Here is a 22,863-nt window from a genome sequence, read left to right on the forward strand (position 1 = left end):
CCCGCGGCGGCATCCGTTGCGGCGGAAACGATCGGGCCGCAGCCGGTATGATGGAGCCCATTTCGCGCGGGAGCCCTCATGTTCAATCGCAATGCCGGCATCATCCTGCTGATCGCCCTGGCCGCGGGGCTCGGCCTGCTGGCCGCCCAGCAGGTGTTCGCGCCGAAGCCGCCGGCCAATGCCCCGGCCACCGAAGCGATCACCCTGTACCCGCAACCGCGGGAGCTGCCCGATTTCAACCTGGCCCAGTCCGATGGCACCCGCCTGATCCCGGGCGAACTGAAGGGCCACTGGACCCTGGTGTTCCTGGGCTTCACCTTCTGCCCGGACGTGTGCCCCACCACCCTGGCCGAGCTGGCCGGCGCGCAGAACCAGTGGGAAGCCCTGCCTGACACCCTGCGCCCGCGCGTGCTGTTCATCTCGGTCGACCCGGACCGCGACAGCGCCACCCGCCTGGGCGAGTACGTGCACGGCTTCCACAAGGACACCCTGGCCGCCACCGCCGACATTCCTTCGCTGGAGCGCTTTGCCACCTCGCTGGGCTTCGTGTTCCAGAAGGTGCCGGGCAAGCACTTTGACGAGAACCCCGAGGATTACACCGTCGAGCATTCGGCCAGCCTGGCCGTGCTCGACCCGCAGGGCCGCCTTGCCGGCCTGGTGCGCCCCCCGTTCAACGCGCCGGCCATCGCCCGCGACCTGCAGAAGCTGACCGAGAAAACCGCCCCATGAGCCTCACCACCGCCCTGACGTATGCCCTGCCCCACCGCCTGCTGTCCTCGATGGCGCGTTCGCTGGCGTACTCGGACGATCCGCGCGTGTCGCGCTGGCTGATCGACACGGTCACCCGCAAGTTCAACGTCAACCTGGACGAAGCAGCCAACCCGGACCCGCGCAGCTATGCGACCTTCAACCAGTTCTTCACCCGTGCGCTGAAGCCGGGCGCGCGCGTGGCCGATGCCGATCCGCGCAGCCTGGTGATGCCGGCCGACGGCCGCATCAGCCAGCTGGGGAAGATCGAGGCCGGCCGCATCTTCCAGGCCAAGGGCCAATCGTTCACCGCCGCCGAGCTGCTGGGCAGCGACGAGGACGCCAAGCCGTACAACGACGGCCTGTACGCCACCGTGTATCTGTCGCCGCGCGACTATCACCGCGTGCACATGCCGTGGACCGGCACCCTGCGCGAGACCGTGCACGTACCGGGTCGCCTGTTCAGCGTCGGCCCGGCCGCGGTGAACGGCGTGCCGCGCTTGTTTGCCCGCAACGAGCGCCTGGTCTGCCACTTCGACACCAGCTTTGGCCCGATGGTCAGCGTGATGGTCGGCGCACTGCTGGTGTCCGGCGTGGAAACGGTGTGGAGCGGCGAGGAGATTCCGGCCTACGGCGACCGCATCACCCGCAAGGACTACCGTGGCCAGGGCATCAGGCTGGAGCGCTTCGCCGAGATGGCGCGCTTCAACTACGGCTCCACCGTCATCGTGCTGCTGCCGCCGGGCGTGGCCGAGTTCGCCCCGCAGCTGGGCGCCGAAAGCCCGGTGCAGCTGGGCCAGGCACTGGCAACGCTGCGCTGAGGAAGCGGCAATACCGGGCCTGTAGAGCCGAGCCCATGCTCGGCTGTTTTTGCCGGCAGCCGAGCATGGGCTCGGCTCTACGGAAAGCGGTCCGTTACTGCAGGGCCGGGGCTGGGCCCACGTCCATGCCGTCGTAGTCTTCCACGCCCTTCTCCGCAGCCAGCGCAGCGAATTCCTGGTTGCGACGGTCCAGCGACGCTTCGTCGTGGATCTCCACGCGCTCCACGTGCAGCACGTGGAAGGGCGCGTCACCCTCTTCCGGCTCCTGCTCGAACAGCTCAACGAAGCTGTAACCCTGCGCCTGCAGGTGCTCGGCCAATGCCTGCAAGGGCTCGGCAGTGGAGTGCACGAAGAAGTACCCCCACAGCAACGGGCCGGTGATGTCCCAGTCGGTGTTTTCGCGAAGGTTGGCGAACAGGTTGCGGGTGTCTTCGAGGTCCATGCGGATTCCAGGGGTCGGGGGATTACTTGTCGCAGCCCTGCAGCTTAAGCGTCTGGCCGTGGCGCAGGCTGTAGGCCGGGGCCTTCAGGCCATTGGCGCGGGCCAGGGTCGGCACGTCGCACTGGAATTTCGCCGCGATGGCGCCCAGGGTCTCGCCCTTGCCCACCTTGTGGCTGCGCACCGGCTTCTGGCGCGCCGTCGGGCGCGGGGCCGCCACCGGCGCCACCGGCGCCACCGGGGTAGTCGGCACGCTGGTGGACGCGGCCGCATCGGCCACCGGCACCACACCGCCCACGGCCACGCTGCCGGTGTAGCTGGCAGCGGTCGGACGCTTGATCGCTGCGTTCAGATCGGCGGTGATCAGGGTACGGGCCAGGTCGGCACGCGGGCCGCTGACGCAGTTGCGCTGGTACAGGCCGGCGATGCGCGTCGTCGCGTTGATCAGCGTGCCGGCCGGAATCCAGCCGTCGGCTTCGTAGCGCGGGTTGAGGTTGCGCAGCGCGCGCATGTAGCCATCGCGGGTACCGTGGCTGCCCAGGCAGATGGTCAGTTCGTAGATGGTGGTGGACTTGGCCAGGCGCAGCGTAGCCGGCTGTGCGCTGATCTTCGGGAATTCCACGCCGTACTGCTGCGGGTGCAGGAAGATCCAGGCCGCCGCGATCACCATCGGCACATAGTCCTTGGTCTCGCCGGGGAACTGGTTGTAGACGCTGTCGGTCCAGAAACTCTGCCCGCCGCTCTGCTTGAACACGCGCGCCGCACGGCCCTCACCGCCGTTGTAGGCAGCCACCGACATTTCCACGTTGTTGTTCAGTTCGCGCAGGCGTTCGTTGAGATAGCTGGCGCTGGCCTCGGCGGCGCTGCGCGCATCGAAGCGCGTATCGAAGCCGGTGCCATCCGGGCCCAGGCCGAAACGACGACCGGTGGCCGGCATGAACTGCATCAGGCCCGCGGCGCCGGCACGTGAGGACGCATGCACGCGGCCGTTGGATTCCTTGGCCATGATGCCGAACAGCAGCGCCTCGGGCAGGCCGCGCTTTTCCCATTCCGGCCACATCACCGCGCGCAGGTTCTGGTAGTTCTCGTAGCTGGTCAGCAGCGCCGGGCGCATGTCGGTCAGCCAGCGGCGGATGCCCGCCTGCACGGCAGGGTTGTACTCGACCATGGTGTCGAAGGCGTGCCGCTTGTCGTTGAGCAGCGCGGCGGCGCGGGCGGCCTCGGGCACGTCGGCGGTGAGCGGGCCGATATGGTCGGGGTCGGCCTCCAGGCGGTCACCGCTCTCGTCGGCCACCTCATCGTTGCCTGCCGCATCGGCGTCGTGCTTGAGCAGGCGCTTGTAGCTTGCCAGCAGGGTGCCCATCTGGCAGCCCTTCTGCTTCACGCAGTCGTTGAGGACGTCTTCCATGTCCTCCAGCGCGGCATCAGCCTCGTTGCTGCCCTTCGGGTCGGAATTGGCGACCAGCAACAGGGCGTCGCTGTAGCGCTTCTCGGCGGCAGTCATGCGCTGCTGCAGCGCATCCACCTTCACCTTGTCCCGGGCCGAAACCCGCTGCGCATGGGCGTCGGGTGCCAGGGAAACCAGGCCGGCCAGGGCCAGCAGCGGCCAACCACGGGAAATCAGGACAGGAACGGGCATTGATGGCACTGTGTGCGAAACAGGCAGGCAGAGTAGCGGCGCCGCCAAGGTCCGGGCAAGCCGACCTTCGGCCCGTCTCCGCCGACGGTTAACATTGGGCTATTCACCACAAGGGCTGGACCATGGATCCGATTCTGCTCGGCAAAGGCATTACCGATGATATTGCCGTCACCCTGCTGCCGAAACTCGGCAACCGCCACGGCCTGGTGGCCGGCGCCACCGGTACCGGCAAGACGGTGACCCTGATGACCCTGGCCGAGGGTTTCTCGCGGCTGGGCGTACCGGTATTCCTGGCCGATGTGAAGGGCGATGTGTCCGGCCTGGCGGTGCCCGGCACCGGCGCCGAGACCCTGCTCCAGCGCGCCGCCGAGATCGGTGTGGCGGACTATGCGCCGGCCGGAAGCCCCACCATTTTCTGGGACCTGTACGGCAAGCTCGGCCACCCGGTGCGCACCACGGTCAGCGAGATGGGCCCGACCCTGCTGTCGCGCATCCTCGAACTGAATGACACCCAGGCCGGCGTGCTCGACATCGTGTTCAAGCTGGCCGACGACCGTGGCCTGCTGCTGCTGGACATGGCCGATCTGCGTGCGCTGCTCGGCCTGGTGGCCGAGGAGCGCAAGGACATCTCCACCGAGTACGGCCTGGTCAGCGCGCAGTCGATCGCCGCGATCCAGCGTTCGGTGCTGCGCCTGGCGCAGGATGGTGGCGAGAATTTCTTCGGCGAACCGGCGCTTGAGCTGGCCGACATCATGCGGGTCAATCACGACGGCCGCGGCGTGATCGGCATCCTCGCCGCCGACCAGCTTGTGCTCAAGCCCAAGCTGTATTCCACCTTCCTGCTGTGGCTGCTGTCGGAGTTGTTCGAGCAGCTGCCGGAGGTGGGCGACCTGGACAAGCCGAAGCTGGTCTTCATCTTCGACGAGGCCCACCTGCTGTTCGACGACGCACCGCCGTCGCTGGTGCAGCGCATCGAGCAGGTGGTGCGCCTGATCCGCTCCAAGGGCGTGGGCGTGTATTTCTGCTCGCAGTTCCCCGACGACGTGCCGGGCAACATCCTCGGCCAACTGGGCAACCGCGTGCAGCACGCGTTGCGTGCGTTCACCCCGCGCGACCAGAAGGCAGTGAAGACCGCTGCCGAAACCTTCGTGCCGAACCCGAAGCTGGACGTGGCCAAGGTGCTCAGCCAGCTCGGCACCGGCGAGGCGCTGGTGTCCACGCTGCAGGACAAGGGTGTGCCGATGCCGGTGCAGCAGACGATGATCGCGCCGCCGCGCTGCCGGATGGGACCGATCACCGAGACCGAGCGTACCCAGGTGCGTGCCGGCAGCCCGGTCGGCAGTCGTTACGACACGGCGATCAACCGTGAATCGGCCGCCGAACTGCTGGCCCAGCGCGCGCAGAAGACGGTCGAGCAGGCGCAGGCGCCGGCCGCCCGCAGCCGCGAGCAGGACGAAGCGCAGGAAGGCGGTTTCGGCCAGGCGATCAAGGATGCGATTTTCGGCACCAAGCGCCGCCAGGGCATGATCGAGACGATGGCCAAGCAGACCACGCGCACGGTCGGCACCAAGCTGGGCAACCAGATCGTGCGCGGCATCCTGGGTGGCATTTTCGGCGGCAAGCGCTGAGTTGCACCCGTTGGTGTCAGAGCCCTTTCCGTGTGAAAGGGATCTGACCCAGGGGTCGGATCCCTTCCGCAAGGAAGGGCTCTGACCGCTCTCCCCTTCGTCATCCAGAAAAGAAGTCGCACTGCATGTCCCGCTGGCGTCCCCCCGCAGAAAAGAGCACCGCCCTGATCACCGCCTCCGGGCATGCGCGCCTGAAGGCCGAACTGGATGACCTGTGGCGGGTGCGTCGCCCCGAGGTGGTGAAGGCGCTGGCCGCCGCCGCGGCCGAGGGCGACCGCTCCGAGAACGCCGAGTACACCTACCGCAAGAAACAGCTGGGTGAGATCGACCGCCGCGTGCGCTACCTGACCAAGCGGCTGGAATCGCTGCGCGTGGTCGACACCACACCGACCGATCCGCAGGCGGTGTTCTTCGGCGCGTGGGTGGAGCTGGAAAACGTCGACAGCGGCGACACCAGCCGCTATCGCATTGTCGGGCCGGATGAGACGGACGCGGGGCTTGGCTGGATCAGCATCGATTCGCCACTGGCGCGCGCGCTGCTGAAGAAGCGCCTGGATGACGAGTTCTCGGTGGAACTGCCCGGCGGGCTGTTCACCTTCGCGGTGATCGGCGTGGAATATGCCGCGTGACCGGCAACGAAACCGGGTCCTGTAGAGTCTACTGTCAGTCGACTACCGCGCGAAGCGCGGCACAAACCTCCGCAGCCGGACAGCAAACGCACCGCGATCCCCATCGCGGTTGATGACTCACCGATGCCAGCTGTCAGTCGTGCACGACATCGGAACGAAGAGCAGTCGACTGACAGTCGACGCTACAGGGTCATGTGCACCGGTGGCGGATACTGGCGCCCCGCACGCAACGGGCGGAAGTAATCGGTGTTGGCGTAGAAGGTGGCATCCTGCCCTTCATGCCAGCCGGGAATACCCGCCAGGGGCAGTGGTCGCAGCTGCAACGGATCGGTCAGCACCCTGCCCCCACCGATGGCCGCAGTGACTTCGGCAATGCAGGCATTGTCATCCCTGCCTTGTACCACCACGCATTTGCCCACCAGCAGACGCCCCGGGAGGAGCGCCTGTTCCATCAACGCGTGACCGAACACCGTGGCGATGGCGATGTCCCCGTTCTGCCAGCGCGCCGGCTCGAACACTGCAGGCCAGTCATGCGCGTCCCACGCGGCCAGCAGGGTGCCCTCGCGCATACGCACGATCACCCCGCTCTCGTCGAACTGGGTCAGTGCGGCCTGCGCACGATTGCGCTGACCTGCAGGCATGGCGTCGATATGCAGGCACTGCTGCACGTTGAGTACATGCTTGAGCTGCGGATGGCGCGCCCAGGCCAGCGCATTGAACAGGTCATGCCAGTTGTCGGCACGGGTAGCGATACGCCCCTGCGCGATGCGCACTTCGTAATGCAGGCCGTCTGCCAGCAGCGCGGCGTCCTGTTCCACCAGGCGCTTGCCCGGCACGGCCAGGCGTGCATCAAGCGCCGCGATGGACGGCCATGCTGTGCCGTCCAGCAGATCGCGGAAGTCATGCAGTCCGGCAAACAGCGGATGCTCGAACCGCCGCGCAGCTACCGCCGCGCGTGGCGGCGGCACGAAGCGCCGGGAACCGCCGCCGTCGCCGGTGGCGGTCGGCGCAAGGGTCACAGCAGCTTGAGGTCGAACGCCGGACGCGTGGCACTGGCCAGCGCGTCACCATACAGGTCGTGTTCGTCGCTCTCGGTGATCTCCACGTCGACGAACTCACCCACGCGCAGCGGCACCTGGTCGGCGTTCTGGATGTGCACCAGACCGTCGATCTCCGGCGCATCGGCCCTGGAACGGGCCACCGCGATATCACCTTCGATGGCATCGACCAGGCACTGCTGCACGGTACCGATCTTGGCTTCCAGGCGCGCGGCGGAAATCTGCGCCTGCTTCTCCATGAAACGGGCCAGGCGCTCCTGCTTCACTTCTTCCGGCACGGCATCGGGCAGGTCGTTGGCGGTGGCACCCTCGACCGGCGAGTAGGCGAACGCGCCCACGCGGTCCAACTGCGCCTCGTCCAGGAACGACAGCAGCTCTTCGAACTCGGCCTCGGTCTCGCCCGGGAAGCCGACGATGAAGGTCGAACGCACGGTGATGTCCGGCGCGATGCGGCGCCAGTTCTGCACGCGCTCCAGGGTCTTCTCGACTGCGCCGGGGCGCTTCATCAGGCGCAGGATGCGCGGACTGGCGTGCTGGAACGGAATGTCCAGGTACGGCAGGATGCGGTTTTCGGCCATCAGCGGCACCACCTCGTCCACGTGCGGGTACGGGTAGACGTAGTGCATGCGCACCCACGCATCCAGCTCGGACAGGCCTTCGCACAGCGCCTTCAGGCGGGTCTGGTAGGCCTTGTTGCGCCACATCTTCTCGGCGTACTTCACGTCCACGCCGTAAGCGGAGGTGTCCTGCGACACCACCAGCAGCTCACGCACGCCGCCGCGCACCAGGCGCTCGGCTTCACGCAGTACCTCGTCCACCGGGCGCGAGACCAGCTTGCCGCGCATCGACGGAATGATGCAGAAGCTGCACGTGTGGTTGCAGCCTTCGGAAATCTTCAGGTAGGCGTAGTGGCGCGGGGTCAGCTTGATACCGTAGTCCGGCACCAGGTCCACGAACGGATCATGCTTGGGCGGCAGCGCTTCGTGCACCGCCTCCATCACGCTCTGGTAGTCCTGCGGGCCGGACACCGCCAGCACGTTCGGGTACGCCTCGCGGATCTGCTCCGGGCGCTTGCCCAGGCAACCGGTGACGATGACCTTGCCGTTCTGGTTCATCGCCTCGCCGATCGCATCCAGCGACTCGGTCACCGCCGAATCGATGAAGCCGCAGGTGTTGACCACCACCACGTCGGCCGAATCATAGGACGGCACGATGTCGTAGCCTTCCGAGCGAAGCTGGGTCAGGATGCGTTCGGAATCGACAAGGGCCTTCGGGCAGCCAAGGCTGACGAAGCCGACTTTGGGGTTCAGCTGGGACATGGAATCGCGGGACTCTGGGGGCCTGGGCCCCTGCCGGCATGGCAGGGGTTCCTGGGGGCCGGGGCCTGAAAGGGCGCCAGTATACCGGGGTTGGCGGCCTCGCTCTGAACGGCCAGCCGCCCGATCGCGCACAGCCACTGACACCGCGCTAACCCGCGCAGCACCGACAATGCAGCCCTGTCCCCTGCAACGAGGTACCCGACGATGTCCGAATGGATCACCCTGGATACGCATCATGGCCCGGTCCGCGCCTGGCAGGTCCTGCCCAAGGGCAAGCCGCGCGCGGCGCTGGTGGTCATACAGGAAATCTTCGGGGTCAACGCGCACATGCGCGGGGTCGCCGAGCGCTTCGCCGCCGAGGGCTACGCGGTGCTGGCACCGTCGTTCTTCGACCTGGTCGATGGCCCGGAATCCGACCCTGATGCACTGCCCTACAGCCCCGAGGGCGTGAAGGACGGCCTGGAGCGGGTCAACACCCTGGGCATGGAGAAGGCGCTGGAAGTGGTCCGCGCCGCGGCGACGCGCCTGACCCCCTACGGCAAGGTCGGCACCGTCGGCTACTGCTGGGGCGGCAGCGTGGCCCTGCTGGCGGCGATGCGCCTGGGCCTGCCCTCGGCCAGCTACTACGGCGGCCGCAACGTCAATTTCCTCGATGAGACGCCGAAGGCCCCGGTCATCTTCCATTTCGGCGCCCAGGACAAGAGCATCCCGCCGGAAGCCGTGCAGGCCCACCGCGAAAAGCTGCCGCAGATGGCCACTTTCGTCTATCCGGCCGACCACGCCTTCAACCGGGAGGTCGGACATGCGTATGATCCAGACAGCGCCGCCCTGGCGCTGCAACGCACCCTGGACTTCTTCTCGGAGCATCTTGGATGAGCGATTTCGAACTCGATTCACGCTTGGCCACCGATAGCGTGCTGGTGGCTGAAGGACCGTTGTCGCAAGTGCGGCTGATGAACGACGAACGATTCCCCTGGCTGGTGCTGGTACCGCGCCTGGCCGGGGTCACCGAGTGGATCGAGCTGGACGGCGAACAGCAGGACAAGCTGCGCACCGAGCTCAACCGCGCCTGCAAGGCCCTGAAGGGCTCCGACGGGGTGGAGAAGATCAACATCGGCGCGCTGGGCAACATCGTGCGCCAGCTGCACTTCCACGTGATCGGTCGCCATGACGGTGATCCGGCCTGGCCGGGCCCGGTCTGGGGCAGCGGCCCGGCGCACCGCTACGAGGCGGCGGCACTGGACCAGCATGTCGCCTACTGGAAGGAACGGCTAGGATATCCAGCCCACACCTGAGCCTTCGCCGACCCGATGCGATTCAACCTCGTTGCCGCCATCCTGCTGATCCTGATCGGCCTGTTCATGCTCGCCAGCAATCTCGGCTGGACGCACCTGAACCTGTCCAAGCTACTGCTGACCTGGTGGCCAGTGGCGCTGGTGGGTGTCGGCATCGCGATGCTGTTCGGTCGCGGCAAGTAAGGTGGCGCCGGGCCATGCCCGGCGAACGCACCGCGAGACCCATGTGAAAACGCCGGGCATGGCCCGGCGTTTTCGTCATGCGATGACGCGGGCGATCAGGTCCGCGGCAGGGTTACGCCGGTCTGGCCCTGGTACTTGCCGCCGCGGTCCTTGTACGAGGTCTCGCAGATGTCATCGGCCGCCGCCTGGAAGAACAGCATCTGCGCCACGCCCTCGTTGGCGTAGATGCGCGCCGGCAGCGGCGTGGTGTTGCTGAATTCCAGGGTGACGTGGCCTTCCCATTCCGGCTCCAGCGGCGTCACGTTGACGATGATGCCGCAGCGCGCGTAGGTGCTCTTGCCCAGGCACACCACCAGGGTGTCGCGCGGGATGCGGAAATACTCCACGGTGCGTGCCAGCGCGAAGCTGTTCGGCGGGATGATGCACTCATCACCGACGATATCGACGAAGCTGCCCGGATCGAAGTGCTTGGGATCGACGATGGTCGAGTTGATGTTGGTGAACACCTTGAACTCGCGCGAGCAGCGCACGTCGTAGCCGTAGCTGGAGGTGCCGTAGCTGACGATGCGCTCGCCGTTGGCCTGCTTGACCTGCCCGGCCTCGAACGGCTCGATCATGCCGTGCTGCTCGGACATGCGGCGGATCCAACGGTCACTCTTGATGCTCATGCTCTGTCCTGGGGGTGCGAGGGGGCGCGAGGATTCTAGCAGGGGGCCGGGCGTCGCCGCCGGCCCCGCCGAGGTGCTTACAGCAGCGACGACAGGATCGGAATCGAGGCTCGCGGGCGCTTGCCCACTTCCTCGATCAGGCGCTGCGCGGCGTGGCGGTAGGCCTGTGCCGGTACCGAATCGGGCTGGGCCACGGTGATCGGGGTGCCGGCATCGCCCTGTTCGCGGATGCCGATCTGCAGCGGCAGCGAGCCGAGCAACGGCACGCCGTACCGGGCGGCCATGCGTTCGCCGCCACCTTCGCCGAACAGGTGTTCGACATGCCCGCAGTTGCTGCAGGTATGTACCGCCATGTTCTCGACGATGCCCAGCACCGGCACCTCGACCTTCTCGAACATCTTCAGCGCCTTCTTCGCATCCAGCGTGGCGATGTCCTGCGGCGTGGTGACGATCACCGCACCGGCCAACGGAATCTTCTGGGTCAGGGTCAGCTGGATGTCACCGGTACCCGGCGGCAGGTCGATCAGCAGGTAGTCCAGATCGTCCCACAGGGTGTCGTTGAACAGCTGGGTCATCGCCGAGGTGGCCATCGGCCCGCGCCAGATCATCGGCGTGTCCTCCTCGATCAGGTAGCCGATCGACATGGTGTCCACGCCGAACGCGCGCAGCGGCTCGATGCTCTTGTTGTCCGGGCTTTCCGGGCGACCTGACAGGCCCAGCATGGCCGGCACGCTGGGGCCGTAGATGTCCGCATCCAGCACACCCACCCGGGCGCCCAGCTGCTGCAGTGCGACCGCCAGATTGACCGCCGTGGTCGACTTGCCGACACCGCCCTTGCCCGAGCCGACCGCAATGACATTGCGGATGCGGGCATGTGGCGTCAGTCCCTTCTGGACCTGGCTGGCATGGGGACGGCGGGGAGAACTGTTCACAACGGGCACCAGCGGTATCGAGGGGGATAACCCAACATCATACAAGCTGGACGTAGCCTGACTGAAATTCAGGATTGCTACAGATTCGTGCACAGCTTGTTAAGTTCATGTTACGTTCGCTGAGCACTGGTTTTGGGCTGCGTCGCTGTTTCACGGCGCGCACGATGGCGCATGCGCAGTGCCGTATTCGTATTTGCTCTTTGAACGGAACTACATGAAAGACCTTCGCAATTCCGCACGTCGCAACACCCTCGCTGTCGCCTTGATCTCCGCCCTGGTCGCCGCCTCGCCGGCAATGGCCCAGGACAAGGCCACCAACCTGGACAAGATCACCGTCACCGGTTCGCTGATCCCGCAGACCCAGGTTGAGACCCAGACCCCGGTCATGACCATCAGCGCTGAAGCCATCCAGTCGCGCGGCTTCAACAGCGTCGCCGAAGTGCTGCAGCAGTCCTCGCTGACCACCGGCGGCATCCAGGGCGGCCAGACCTCCGCCTCGTTCACCCAGGGCGCCGAAGCCGCTGGCATGTTCGGCCTGAATCCGGGGTACACCAAGTACCTGATCAACGGCCGCCCGATGATGTCCTACCCGGCGCTGTACAACGGCGGCGACGCGTTCAACAACATCAGCGGCATTCCGATCGACATCGTCGAGCGCATCGAAGTCCTGCCGGGTGGCCAGTCCTCCCTGTACGGTTCGGACGCGATCGCCGGCGTGGTCAACATCATCCTGAAGGACCACATGGAAGGCGGCAGCCTGTCCGTGCGTGGCGGCACCTCCACCGAAGGCGGTGGCAGCAGCTTCCGCATCAGTGGTGCCCACGGCTTCTCGGCGCTGGACGACCGCTTCAATGCACTGGTCAACGTGCAGATCGAAAGCAGCAACCCGATCTGGGGTTACCAGCGTGACCTGACCAAGCAGAACAACACCCACGGCTACACCGCACAGCTGCCGTCGAACGACTTCGCCGTCATCGACGCCAAGACCAATGCGCTGTACATGATGGATCCGGGCAACTGCGCCAATGTCGCCGGCCAGTTCGGCGGCACCACCGTGCTGGGCAACCGCCCGACCGGCCAGTCCTGCGGCTCGGTGTTCGGCGCCGGCTACAAGACCCTGAAGAACGGCAAGGACAGCGGCCAGTTCTATTCGTCGATGACCTTCGACGTGAACGACGACTTCCAGCTGTTCGCCGACGTGCTGTACAGCAAGGAAAAGACCGAATTCACCTCGGGCTCGAACTACCTGTGGTGGGGCACCAAGAGCACCATGGGCGGCTTCTACGACCAGGCGTCGGGCAAGCTGGTCAACCTGCAGCGCGCATTCGCTCCGGAAGACATCGGCGGCGAAGGCTACAAGAGCATCCTGAACAACGACAAGAGCCGTGCCTACCAGGTCACCCTGGGCGGCAAAGGCGCAGTCGGCAACTGGGACTACAGCCTGAGTTTCACCCGCGGTGAATACCGCCTGGATGAAAGCAAGTTCCAGCGCTTCGGCAATGCCATCAACAGCTACTTCACCGACAAGGTGCTGGGCCCGCAGCTGGGCACCAAGGATGGCTTCGGCATCTACAACACCAACTGGGGCGCGTTCTACTCGCCGATCTCGCCGGAAGATTTCGCTGGCTTCACCGGTTACACCACCAACCACAGCCGCACCTGGCAGAACCTGGCGCGCGCACAGGTCACCAACGGTTCGCTGTTCTCGCTGCCGGGTGGCGATGCCGGCCTGGCCGTGGTCGTCGAAGGCGGCAGCGAAGGTTGGGACTACAGCCCCGACCAGCGCCTGCTGGACGGCGACGTGTGGGGCTCGTCGGCTGTTGCCGGCAATGGCCATCGCAGCAACTACGCGGTGACCAGCGAGCTGCGCATGCCGCTGCTGGAGTCGCTGACGGTGACCGCTTCCGGTCGCTATGACGCCTTCAAGATCGCCGACAACACCGTCGACAAGGCCACCTACAGCGTGGGCGTTGAGTTCCGTCCGATCGAAAGCCTGCTGTTCCGCGGCAAGTACGGCACCGCCTTCCGCGCGCCGACCCTGCCCGACGCCTTCCAGGGCCGCAGCGGCTACTACGCTGCCAACTCGACCGACTACTACCGTTGCGGCGAGCTGGGCTACACCCCGGGCAACACCGACGCCTGCCGCTACGCCGACAGCGTCTCGGTCTACTCCGAGCGTGCCGGCAACCCGGACCTGGAGCCGATCACCGCCGACGTCTGGAACGCGGGCATCGTCTGGGCGCCGATGGCGAACCTGTCGATCTCGGCCGACTACTACAACTGGAAGATCGAGAACGAAGTCGATACGGCCAGCACCGACCAGCTGCTGCTGGCCGAGTACTACTGCCGCAACGGCCTGCCGAACGGCTCCTCGGCCACCTGCCAGAACGTGGCTGACTGGGTCACCCGTGATTCGGCCGGCAACCTGAGCTCGCTGTACACCCCGAAGATGAACGTGGCCCGCCAGAACCTGCAGGCCGTGACCGTCGGCTTCAAGTACCTGCAGGACATCGGCCGCTTCGGCTCGCTGCAGTTCTCGGGCAACTACACCAACATGCTGAAGCGTGAAGTGCAGGCGCAGCCGGGTGAGGACTTCCAGGACCTGCTGGGCAACCCGAAGTCGATGTGGAACTACGACAGCTACGCCAAGGTCCGTTCCGATGCGTCGGTGGCCTGGTCGCTGGACAAGTGGACCACCACGCTGTACGCGAACTACATCGGCCACACCCCGAACTACCTGGCAGGCCTGAACGGCTACGAGTACACCCACGCCGCGTCGGGCTACAAGGCAGGGAAGTGGGCTTCGTACACCACGTACAACCTGAGCGTGAACTACCGCGCGCAGGATGACCTGACCCTGTCGCTGATGGTCAACAACGTGTTCAACAAGATGCCCGAGCAGCAGGCCCACAGCTACCAGGGCACCTCCGGCACGCCGTTCAACAACTACCTGTACAACGTCTACGGCCGCACCGTGTACGTGCAGGCCAAGTACGACTTCGGCAAGTAATCCCGTCGTTTTCCGGGTTTGATTCCGGACCAGGCCCCGCTTCGGCGGGGCCTTTTTTTTGCCTCCGGCGGGCGATTGACGACGGGATCGCCACGCGCGTCAACCCCGCCTGGGGATGACGCAAACCATTGATGCAAAAGCATTCCCTGTAGTACGACAAGTTGCCCCGTACATCGGCATGTTTTGAAACACACCAAAACAATTGCCGCTACCCATTGATTCTCCAGCGCTTTTCAACCGCAAGGCCATTTGGCGAGATGACGGCCATGTGTTCGTAACGTTAAACGCGTGTTACGGTCCAGCTGAATGGAATGCAACTGAACAGTTCGTTAAACCGACAAGGAGGCCGGTCGCCAGGACATTGCTCACTACGGGAATTTTCCATGTCTCGCCATCGTTCCACACTCTCGCGCCACCCTTTGACCCTCGCCCTGCTCGGTACCCTGCTCGCCTCCGGTACAGCGCTGGCGCAAAGCGGCAACGGGCCGACCCAGCTTGACCGCGTCACCGTCACCGGCTCGCTGATTCCGCAGACCGAAATCGAGAACCACACGCCGGTCCTGACGGTGACCGCCGAGGACATCCAGACCCGCGGTTTCACCAGCGTGGCCGACGTGCTGCAGCAGTCCTCACTGTCCACGGGCGGCCTGCAGGGCGGCCAGACTTCGGCCTCGTTCACCCAGGGCGCTGAAGCGGCCGGCATGTTCGGCCTCAGCCCGGGCTACACCAAGTACCTCATCAATGGCCGCCCGATGCTTTCGTATCCGGCGCTTTACAACGGCGGCGATACGTTCAACAACATCAGCGGCATTCCGATCGACATCGTGGAGCGCATCGAGATCCTGCCGGGTGGCCAGTCCTCCCTGTATGGCTCGGATGCGATTGCCGGCGTGGTCAACATCATCCTCAAGGAGCGCATGGACGGCGGCGTGCTCAATGTCCGTGGCGGCGCCTACAGCGAGGGTGGTGGCAACAGTTTCCGCCTGAGCGGCGCACACGGGTTCAATGGCGTCGATGACCGCTTCCACGCGCTGGTCAACGTGCAATACGAAAAGACCAGCCCGATCTGGGGCTACCAGCGCGACCTGACCAAGGTCAACAATCCGGACGGCTACAGCCCGCAGTACGTTTCCAATGACTTCCTGGTGCTGCTGCCGGCCGCCAACAACCGCTACGCCATGATGGACCCGAACCTGTGCGCCAACGTGGCGGGCCAGTTCGACGGCACCACCGTGCTGGGCACCCGCCCGACCGGCCAGGCCTGCGGCTCTGCATACGGCACCGGCTACAAGACCATCAAGAACGGCAAGGAAAGCGCGCAGATCTACAGCTCTGCCACCTTTGACGTGAATGACAATCTCCAGCTGTTCGGTGATGCGCTGTACAGCCTGGAAGAGGTCAAGTATGCGACCGGCTCCAACTACACCTGGTGGGGCACCTCGTCCGGCTGGGGTCGCTTCTACGACCAGGCCAGCGGCCAGTACATGAACCTGCAGCGCGTGTTCGCGCCGGAAGACATCGGCGGCGCCGGCTACCGCGACATCATGAACACCGATCGAAACAAGGCCTACCAGGTGACACTGGGCGGCCGCGGCACGGCCGGCAACTGGGACTACAGCCTCAGCTTCACCCGCGGCGAGTACAAGCTGACCGAGCGCAACTTCGTGCGCTGGAACGACCCGATCAACGACTACTTCGAGCAGCGCGTGCTGGGCCCGGTGCTGGGCACCACCAGCACCGGCTACAACATCTACAGCCCGAACTGGGAAGCGTTCTACTCGCCACTGCCGAGCGGTGATTTCCAGAGCTTCACCGGTTACAGCTACAGCCAGAGCCGTACCTGGCAGAACCTGGCCCGGGCCCAGGTCACCAACGGGTCGCTGTTCAAGCTGCCCGGTGGCGACGCCGGTCTGGCGGTGGTGGTTGAAGGGGGCAGCGAAGGTTGGGACTACACCCCCGATCCGGGCCTGATGGATGGCAGCGTGTGGGGCACGACCGCAGTCTCCGGTGCCGGCCACCGCAGCAACTATGCCGTGACCGGCGAACTGCGCCTGCCGCTGCATGACACGCTGACGGTGACCGGATCCGGCCGCTACGACGCCTTCAAGATCGGCAGCAACACCGTCGACAAGTCCACCTACAGCATCGGCATCGAGTTCCGCCCGATCGAGAGCCTGCTGTTCCGTGGCAAGTACGGCACGGCCTTCCGCGCGCCGACCCTGTCCGATGCGTTCCAGGGCCGCAGCGGCTACTACGCCAACGGCTCCACCGACTACTACCGTTGCGGCCAGCTGGGTTACGACCCGGCCAACACCACCGGCTGCCCGTACGACAGCGTGTCGGTGTTCGGTACCCGCTCGGGCAACCCGGACCTGGAGCCGATCACCGCCGATGTCTGGAATGCGGGTGTGGTGTGGGCACCGATCAACAACCTGTCGCTGTCGGTCGACTACTACAACTGGAAGATCAAGAACGAGGTCGATACGCTCAGCTCCGACCAGCTGCTGCTGGCCGAGTACTACTGCCGCAACAACCAGGCCAACAACACCTCTGCCAGTTGCCAGAACGTCAACGACTGGATCACCCGTGACGCCTCCGGTGTGCTGGACGAGATCTACACCCCGAAGATGAACGTTGCCCGCCAGAACCTGGAAGCACTGACTGCCAGCTTCAAGTACGTGCAGGATATCGGTCGCTTCGGTTCGCTGCAGTTCTCGGCCAACTACACCGACATGCTCAAGCGCGAACTGCAGCCGCAGCCGGGTGATGATTTCCTGGACCTGCTGCGTGACCCGTACGCGATGTGGGTGTACGACTCTTACGCCAAGGTGCGCGCGGACGGCTCGATCGGCTGGGCCAAGGACAAGTGGACCACCACCCTGTATGCCAACTACATCGGCAAGACGCCGAACTACATGGCATACGTGGGCAATGGCTACGACTACGTCCACAGCTCCGGCTACAAGGCGGGCAAGTGGGGTTCCTACACCACTTACAACCTGAGCGTGAACTATCGCGCGATGGACAACCTGACCCTGTCGCTGATGGTCAACAACGTGTTCAACAAGATGCCGGACAACCAGCGCTTCAGCTACGCCGGTACCAGTGGCCAGCCGTACAACAACTACCTGTACAACGCCTATGGGCGTGCCATCTACGTGCAGGCCAAGTACGAGTTCGGCAGCCACTGAGGCCGGCCGGTACTGCATGGAAGACCCCGCTTCGGCGGGGTCTTTTTTTGCCTGTGCGGCACTGCCACGGCTGGGGAACATCTGGTAACTTCCGATTTCGTTCACATTACAGTCAGCTTCACTCAATCAGCGCGCTGCTAAAGGACAAGACATGCACGTGATTAATGGCCGCACGCTGTGCGCCGCCCTCTCGCTGGCCCTGGCCGCCACGGCCGCGCACGCCGCCCCCATCCCGATCGAAGATCTGGCACGGCTGCCGGCCCTGCAATCGGTATCGATGAGCCCGGATGGCAAACATCTGGTGGCCCTGATCCCCTCGCCGGGCAATCCGGAAGAGACCGCACTGGCCAGCTGGGACACCGACGCCCTGGGCGGCGCCCCGAAGGTCATCACCCCCTCCGGCGAACGCATGAAATTCATCGCCGTCGGCGCACTGAAATCGGATCAGATTCTTGCGGTGGGCCGTCAGGAATGGACCGGACAACTGGGGGGGTGCGGCGAAGGCAGTGTGTCGGGGGCAACCAAGACCTTCGTGGTCAAGACCTACCTGACCGACCAGAGCCAGAAGAACTTCAACGAGGCGTTCGCCGACAACACGCGCAAACTCGGCGTCAGCGAACAGACTCAGCGCTGCCTCGAACTGGGTGGCAGCGCGTCACTGGTCAACATGCTGCCACTGGATCCCGACAGGGTCATCATCCGTCAGCTCAGCGAGATTTCACTGACCTCCAACTATTACCTCTACAACCTCAAGACGAAAGAAACCGAGCTCCTGTTCCGTGGCGGAACGCGCGCCCAGCCAGCACTGTTCGATCCACGAACCGGCAAGGTGCTGGCCAAGACCCAGATTGAACCGGTCAGTGGCGACTACGACCAGCAGATCCTGATCCTCGACCCGGCCAGTGGCCAGTACGTCCTTCAGAAGCCCCTGCTGTCACGTCTTTCCAACCGGCACACCGTGGAAGTGGCGGGCGTGGACGACGCCACCGGCAAGTACTACGTGCTGACCGATCTGTTCTCGGACAAGGTGCAGGTGCACCTCTACGATGCCAGGACCCAGGCATTCGACCAGGAACCGGTGCTGGCCAACCCGAATTTCTCGATCGCCGGCCTGGTGTTCAGCACCCGGCCGAGTACATTCAACCAGGTGGTGGGATTCACCCTTGATGGACCGGCGCTGCAGACGGTCTATGTCGATCCGACCATGAAGTCCATCCAGGAATCCCTTCAGCAGGCGGCTCCTGGCCGGCAGATCGAAATCACCCGGCTCAACGACGACTTCTCGCGCATTCTGTTCCGCGCGACCAGTGCGGATGCACCTCCCACCCACTACCTGCTGCTCGATCGGAAGAAGGTGGTGAACCTGGGCAGCGAACGACCGTGGATCAGCAGAACCGCGGTGGGTGAACAGCGCTGGGTCTCTTTCAAGGCGCGCGATGGCAGGGAGATACCCGCCATCCTGGACCTTCCTGCCGGATGGAAGGAAGGTGACGCCGCGCCACCGGCGATCATCCACCCCCATGGCGGTCCCTGGGCACGCGACTACATGCAGTGGGACCCTTCCGGATGGGTCGCGCTGCTGACATCGCGTGGCTATGCGGTGCTGCGCCCGCAGTATCGGGGCTCATCCGGGCTGGGTCGTGAGCTGTGGATCGCAGGCGACCGCGAATGGGGCCAGAAAATGTCCGATGACAATGACGATGGCGCAGCGTGGCTGGTAGCACAGGGACTGGCCGCAAAGGACAGGATCGCAATCTTTGGCTATTCCTACGGCGGTTTTGCGGCCGCAGCAGCCACCGTGCGGCCCAACTCGCCGTATCAGTGCGCGATCGCCGGCGCACCGGTCACCGATCTGGCGCGCCTGGGTACAACCTGGAGTGACAACCGACTGCAGCGCATCCTGCAGGGACAGACGGTCAAGGGCATGGATCCCATGCGGAATGCCGCAAGCGCCAACATCCCGGTGATGCTGTTTGTCGGTGACCGTGACGTACGTACGCCCTCCTTCCATGCACAGGGGTTCTATGACGCAGTGAAGGGCAAAGTGCCGGCGCAGATGCACCTGATTGCAGACCAGCAGCACAGCATGCCGTGGTATCCGCGCCAGCAACGGGAAACGCTCCACTTGATCGAGAGCTTCCTGAAGAACGATTGCGGACCTGGCGGACTTTGAGCACGCACACCGGCGTTGTTCGCTCCCGCCAATCCGGCGGGGGCGAAAACTAAATATGGTGAATCCGACATTAACAATTGAGGCAGGAAAGCCACATTTGTTCATGTTGCATTTACTTTACGAGAACCATACACTCAGTTAACCGAAGCGTAACAAATAAGGATATTTTCAAGATGCGCGACGTTTTCCGTCTTTCCACTCCGAAGCGTGTTCCGCTGACTCTTGCGGTCCTGGCCACCCTTGCCGCCGTGCCGGCATTCGCCCAGGAATCCACCCAGCAGGATCCGCCCCCGTCAACGACCAATACCGCGTCCAAGCGTGCCACCAACCTTGACACCGTCACGGTTACCGGCTCGCTGATCAAGCGCCCGGAGTACGAAAGCACATCGCCGGTCCAGGTCATTTCGATCGACAAGGGCGTCGCTGCTGGCCAGTTTGATACGGCCGACTTCCTGCAGACTTCGGCGATCGCGGCCGGCTCCACCCAGATGAACAATCAGTTCGGCGGCTATGTCGTCGAAGGCGGTACCGGCGTGCAGACCGTTTCACTGCGTGGCCTGGGCGCAAACCGCACCCTGATCCTGCTCGATGGCCAGCGCCCCGGCCCTGCCGGTACCCGCGGCCAGGTCGCCGCGTTCGACCTCAACGTCATCCCGCAGTCGATCCTGCAACGCATTGAAATCGTCAAGGACGGCTCTTCCTCGATCTATGGTTCGGATGCGCTGGCCGGCGTGGTCAATCTGATCACCCGCAAGACCCTTGATCGCCCGGAAATGACGTACGCGATGAGCGTGCCCGAACACGGCGGTGGCGAGCAGTTCTCGGCGTCGATCGCCAACGGCTGGAACTTCGACAAGGGGAGCATCGTGGCTGCGGTGCAGTGGGACCGGCTGAACGCATTGACCGTGGGTGACCGCGACTACTTCAGCTGTGCCCAGGATCGGGTGTGGGGCACGGACGGCCAGCGCATCGACCGCGAAGACCGCTCGATTCTGGCCGGCACCAATCTTGCCGGCTGCAGCTCCGGCAACCTGTACGCCAACACCATCATCCGGCTGAGCAACTCGGCGATCCGCTATGTGCCTTCGCCGGATGGCAGCACGGTCGGCCCCTTCCCGGGCTATCGTCCGCGCCCGCGACCGACCCCGACCTACGCCAATGGCGGCACCGCGTACTACCAGGATGTGCTGAACTTCCCGTTCTTCCATGACCAGGAAGTGATCAACCAGCGGGAGCGCGCATCGTTCTACGGGGCAACCGACTTCAGCTTCGACAGTTTCAACTGGAAGACCCAGTTCCTGTACAACCGTCGCGAGACCAAGGCCCACAGCTGGCGCCAGTTCTATCCGACCGTGTACAACGAAGCGGCAGATGACTACTTCCAGACCATCATGCCGTTCCCGAGCGACCAGAAGGTCACGGTCGACTACTTCTACGGCACCACCAAGTTCGATGGCCAGTTCAAGTCCACCGACAGCTGGTCCTGGGAAGTCAATGCCGGTTACAGCCGTTCGAGCGGCAAGTACAGCGCGCTCTCGATCGACGTCGATCGTGCGGGTGACCTGAACTACACCGACGACGACATGCCGGTGAATTACTTCGACCCGGGCTTCCTCAGCGGTGCCCGCATGGACGAGCTGATCGCTGCGGTCGGCCAATGGCATACCGGCAAGACGACCTATGAACAGTCCAGTGCCAATGCCATTTTCAGCGGCAACCTGTTCAAGCTGCCTGCGGGTGATGTCGCATCTGCGTTCGGCGTCGAATTCCGTCACTACAAGATCAACGACACCCCGTCTGACTTTGCGCTGGCCGATCGTTCCTGGAACTCGACCTCGGCAGGCGTGACCCGTGGCACGGACAAGGTCAAGGAAGCCTTCGCCGAGGTGGATGTGCCGCTGTTGAAGGGCATTCCCGGCATCGAGTCGCTGTCTGTCAATCTGTCAGGTCGTGTGTTCGAGTACGACTCGGTACCCGGTTCAGACCATGTCTGGAAGACCGGCCTGAACTGGCAGATCGTGCCGTCACTGCGCGTTCGAGGCACCATCGGTACCTCGTTCCGCGCACCGGGGCTGTACGAGCTGTACCTGGGTGACCAGACGGGCTTCAAGGCACAGAATCAGATCGATCCGTGCATCCAGTGGGCCGACAGCAACAACACCTTCATCCGTGCCAACTGCGCTGCTGCTGGCATTCCCGACACGTATGTCGGAGGCGGCACCGGCGCGACCATCTATTCGGGTGGTGGCGGCAAGAACAACCTGAAGCCGGAGACCTCCAAGGCCAAGACCCTGGGCCTGGTCTGGAGCCCGACCTTCGCCAACCTCAACGTCGCACTGGATTACTTCGATTACGACGTGCGTGGCGAAATCACCCAGCTTGACGAGTACGACATCGTCGCCGGTTGCTACGGTTCGGCGGTCTTCCCGAACGCGTTCTGCAACCAGCTGGTCCGCAACAGCCCCACGGATCCAACGGCGCCGAACAACATCACCACGATCTACAACAAGTACATCAACATCAACCGCGAGCGCACCCGCGGCTACGACCTGCAGATCAATTACGACAACGACTTCTCGTTCGGCAAGCTCTCCGCTGAAGCACAGGTGACCTATACCCTGGAGGACACCTATCAGTTGTTCGATTCGGCTGCTGAAAGCGGAATCAGCACCTCCGACCAGGTTGGCTACATCGGCCGCCCGAAGACCGTCGGCCTGGCCAGCGTCAGCCTGGAACGCGGCGATTGGACGTTCAACTGGCAGGGCACCTACGTCAGCAGCACGCAGAACAAGGACCTGAGCCCGAACTTCACCTATTCCGGCTACCAGAACGCCACCCGCGACATCAAGGCCAGCTGGCAGTTCCGTCATAGCGTCTCGGTCGGCTACGACATGGACGACTGGAACATCATGGTCGGCGTGCGCAACCTGTTCGACAAGGCGCCGGACCTTATCTCCGCCGGTGCCGGTGATCGCTACGGCAACGTGCCGCTCTACGCCTCGCAGTACGACTGGTACGGCCGGACGTTCTTCGCGCGCGTGTCCTACAAGTTCTGATCCTGCAGTGTATGACTCCTCCCGCCATGGGTTTGCACCTGTGGCGTGGAGGGTCCTGCCGCCTTCAGGTGGCCA

General features: G+C 64.5%; 17 protein-coding genes. 11 read left to right on the plus strand and 6 right to left on the minus strand.

Annotated features, from left to right (window positions below):
- Positions 1-78: 78 nt before the first annotated feature.
- Positions 79-729 (plus strand): SCO family protein, encoded by a 651-nt coding sequence (locus tag QP512_RS14335; protein ID WP_180865666.1) that lies wholly within the window; start codon positions 79-81, stop codon positions 727-729.
- Entirely contained in the window at positions 726-1,568 is an 843-nt protein-coding gene (asd, locus tag QP512_RS14340; RefSeq protein WP_053509396.1) for an archaetidylserine decarboxylase, read from the plus strand. The genes QP512_RS14335 and asd overlap by 4 nt, the downstream gene beginning before the upstream one ends.
- Positions 1,569-1,662: 94 nt before the next feature.
- Here the strand turns inward: asd and QP512_RS14345 are convergent, their stop codons facing one another.
- Together QP512_RS14345 and QP512_RS14350 are read right to left on the minus strand one after the other, a co-directional pair.
- Positions 1,663-2,010 (minus strand): ribonuclease E inhibitor RraB, encoded by a 348-nt coding sequence (locus QP512_RS14345; protein WP_180865668.1) that lies wholly within the window; start codon positions 2,008-2,010, stop codon positions 1,663-1,665.
- Between the two features lie 22 nt (positions 2,011-2,032).
- Entirely contained in the window at positions 2,033-3,646 is a 1,614-nt protein-coding gene (locus QP512_RS14350; RefSeq protein ID WP_286069268.1) for a transglycosylase SLT domain-containing protein, read from the minus strand.
- A 122-nt stretch (positions 3,647-3,768) separates the two neighbouring features.
- Here QP512_RS14350 and QP512_RS14355 point away from each other — a divergent pair, with 122 nt between their 5' ends.
- Positions 3,769-5,274 carry a helicase HerA-like domain-containing protein gene (locus QP512_RS14355; protein WP_286069269.1) on the plus strand — a complete coding sequence of 502 codons (1,506 nt, stop codon included), beginning with the start codon at positions 3,769-3,771 and terminating at the stop codon, positions 5,272-5,274.
- Positions 5,275-5,399: 125 nt separating this feature from the next.
- Complete coding sequence (gene greB / locus QP512_RS14360; RefSeq protein ID WP_286069270.1) at positions 5,400-5,903, plus strand: transcription elongation factor GreB; 504 nt, start codon at positions 5,400-5,402, stop codon at positions 5,901-5,903.
- Between the two features lie 182 nt (positions 5,904-6,085).
- Here greB and QP512_RS14365 read toward each other — a convergent pair whose 3' ends face one another.
- The gene (locus QP512_RS14365) at positions 6,086-6,922 is read right to left on the minus strand and encodes a DUF3025 domain-containing protein (RefSeq protein WP_286069272.1); all 837 of its coding nucleotides are present in this window, start codon (positions 6,920-6,922) and stop codon (positions 6,086-6,088) included.
- Entirely contained in the window at positions 6,919-8,280 is a 1,362-nt protein-coding gene (rimO, locus tag QP512_RS14370) for a 30S ribosomal protein S12 methylthiotransferase RimO (protein WP_286069274.1), read from the minus strand. The genes QP512_RS14365 and rimO overlap by 4 nt, the downstream gene beginning before the upstream one ends.
- Before the next feature lie 204 nt (positions 8,281-8,484).
- Between rimO and QP512_RS14375 the strand changes: the two genes are divergently transcribed.
- The 3 genes from QP512_RS14375 to QP512_RS14385 are packed head-to-tail and all read left to right on the plus strand — an operon-like array spanning position 8,485 to position 9,758.
- Positions 8,485-9,156, plus strand: a complete 672-nt coding sequence (locus QP512_RS14375; protein ID WP_286069276.1) for a dienelactone hydrolase family protein — start codon at positions 8,485-8,487, stop codon at positions 9,154-9,156.
- A complete protein-coding gene (locus QP512_RS14380) occupies positions 9,153-9,575 on the plus strand; it encodes an HIT family protein (protein ID WP_164137230.1) in 423 nt (140 codons plus the stop codon). The genes QP512_RS14375 and QP512_RS14380 overlap by 4 nt, the downstream gene beginning before the upstream one ends.
- A 15-nt stretch (positions 9,576-9,590) precedes the next feature.
- Positions 9,591-9,758 (plus strand): DUF5668 domain-containing protein, encoded by a 168-nt coding sequence (locus QP512_RS14385; protein WP_005410498.1) that lies wholly within the window; start codon positions 9,591-9,593, stop codon positions 9,756-9,758.
- Positions 9,759-9,853: 95 nt separating this feature from the next.
- Here the strand turns inward: QP512_RS14385 and dcd are convergent, their stop codons facing one another.
- Positions 9,854-10,426, minus strand: a complete 573-nt coding sequence (gene dcd / locus QP512_RS14390) for a dCTP deaminase (protein ID WP_286069277.1) — start codon at positions 10,424-10,426, stop codon at positions 9,854-9,856.
- Between the two features lie 77 nt (positions 10,427-10,503).
- Positions 10,504-11,358: an iron-sulfur cluster carrier protein ApbC gene (gene apbC / locus QP512_RS14395; protein ID WP_286069278.1), complete on the minus strand. Its 855-nt coding sequence runs from the start codon at positions 11,356-11,358 to the stop codon at positions 10,504-10,506.
- A gap of 214 nt (positions 11,359-11,572) precedes the next feature.
- Between apbC and QP512_RS14400 the strand changes: the two genes are divergently transcribed.
- The 4 genes from QP512_RS14400 to QP512_RS14415 all read left to right on the plus strand — a co-directional run bounded on the left by QP512_RS14400 (position 11,573) and on the right by QP512_RS14415 (position 22,788).
- Positions 11,573-14,368 carry a TonB-dependent receptor gene (locus QP512_RS14400; RefSeq protein ID WP_286069279.1) on the plus strand — a complete coding sequence of 932 codons (2,796 nt, stop codon included), beginning with the start codon at positions 11,573-11,575 and terminating at the stop codon, positions 14,366-14,368.
- Positions 14,369-14,751: 383 nt separating this feature from the next.
- A complete protein-coding gene (locus QP512_RS14405) occupies positions 14,752-17,559 on the plus strand; it encodes a TonB-dependent receptor (protein WP_286069281.1) in 2,808 nt (935 codons plus the stop codon).
- A gap of 151 nt (positions 17,560-17,710) precedes the next feature.
- Positions 17,711-19,732, plus strand: a complete 2,022-nt coding sequence (locus QP512_RS14410; RefSeq protein ID WP_286069283.1) for a prolyl oligopeptidase family serine peptidase — start codon at positions 17,711-17,713, stop codon at positions 19,730-19,732.
- A gap of 173 nt (positions 19,733-19,905) precedes the next feature.
- Positions 19,906-22,788, plus strand: coding sequence for a TonB-dependent receptor (locus tag QP512_RS14415; protein WP_286069285.1), 2,883 nt, complete (start codon positions 19,906-19,908; stop codon positions 22,786-22,788).
- The last annotated feature ends 75 nt before the right edge of the window (positions 22,789-22,863 follow it).

The sequence above is a fragment of the Stenotrophomonas sp. 57 genome (assembly GCF_030291075.1).
In the GTDB taxonomy this organism is placed as follows: domain Bacteria; phylum Pseudomonadota; class Gammaproteobacteria; order Xanthomonadales; family Xanthomonadaceae; genus Stenotrophomonas.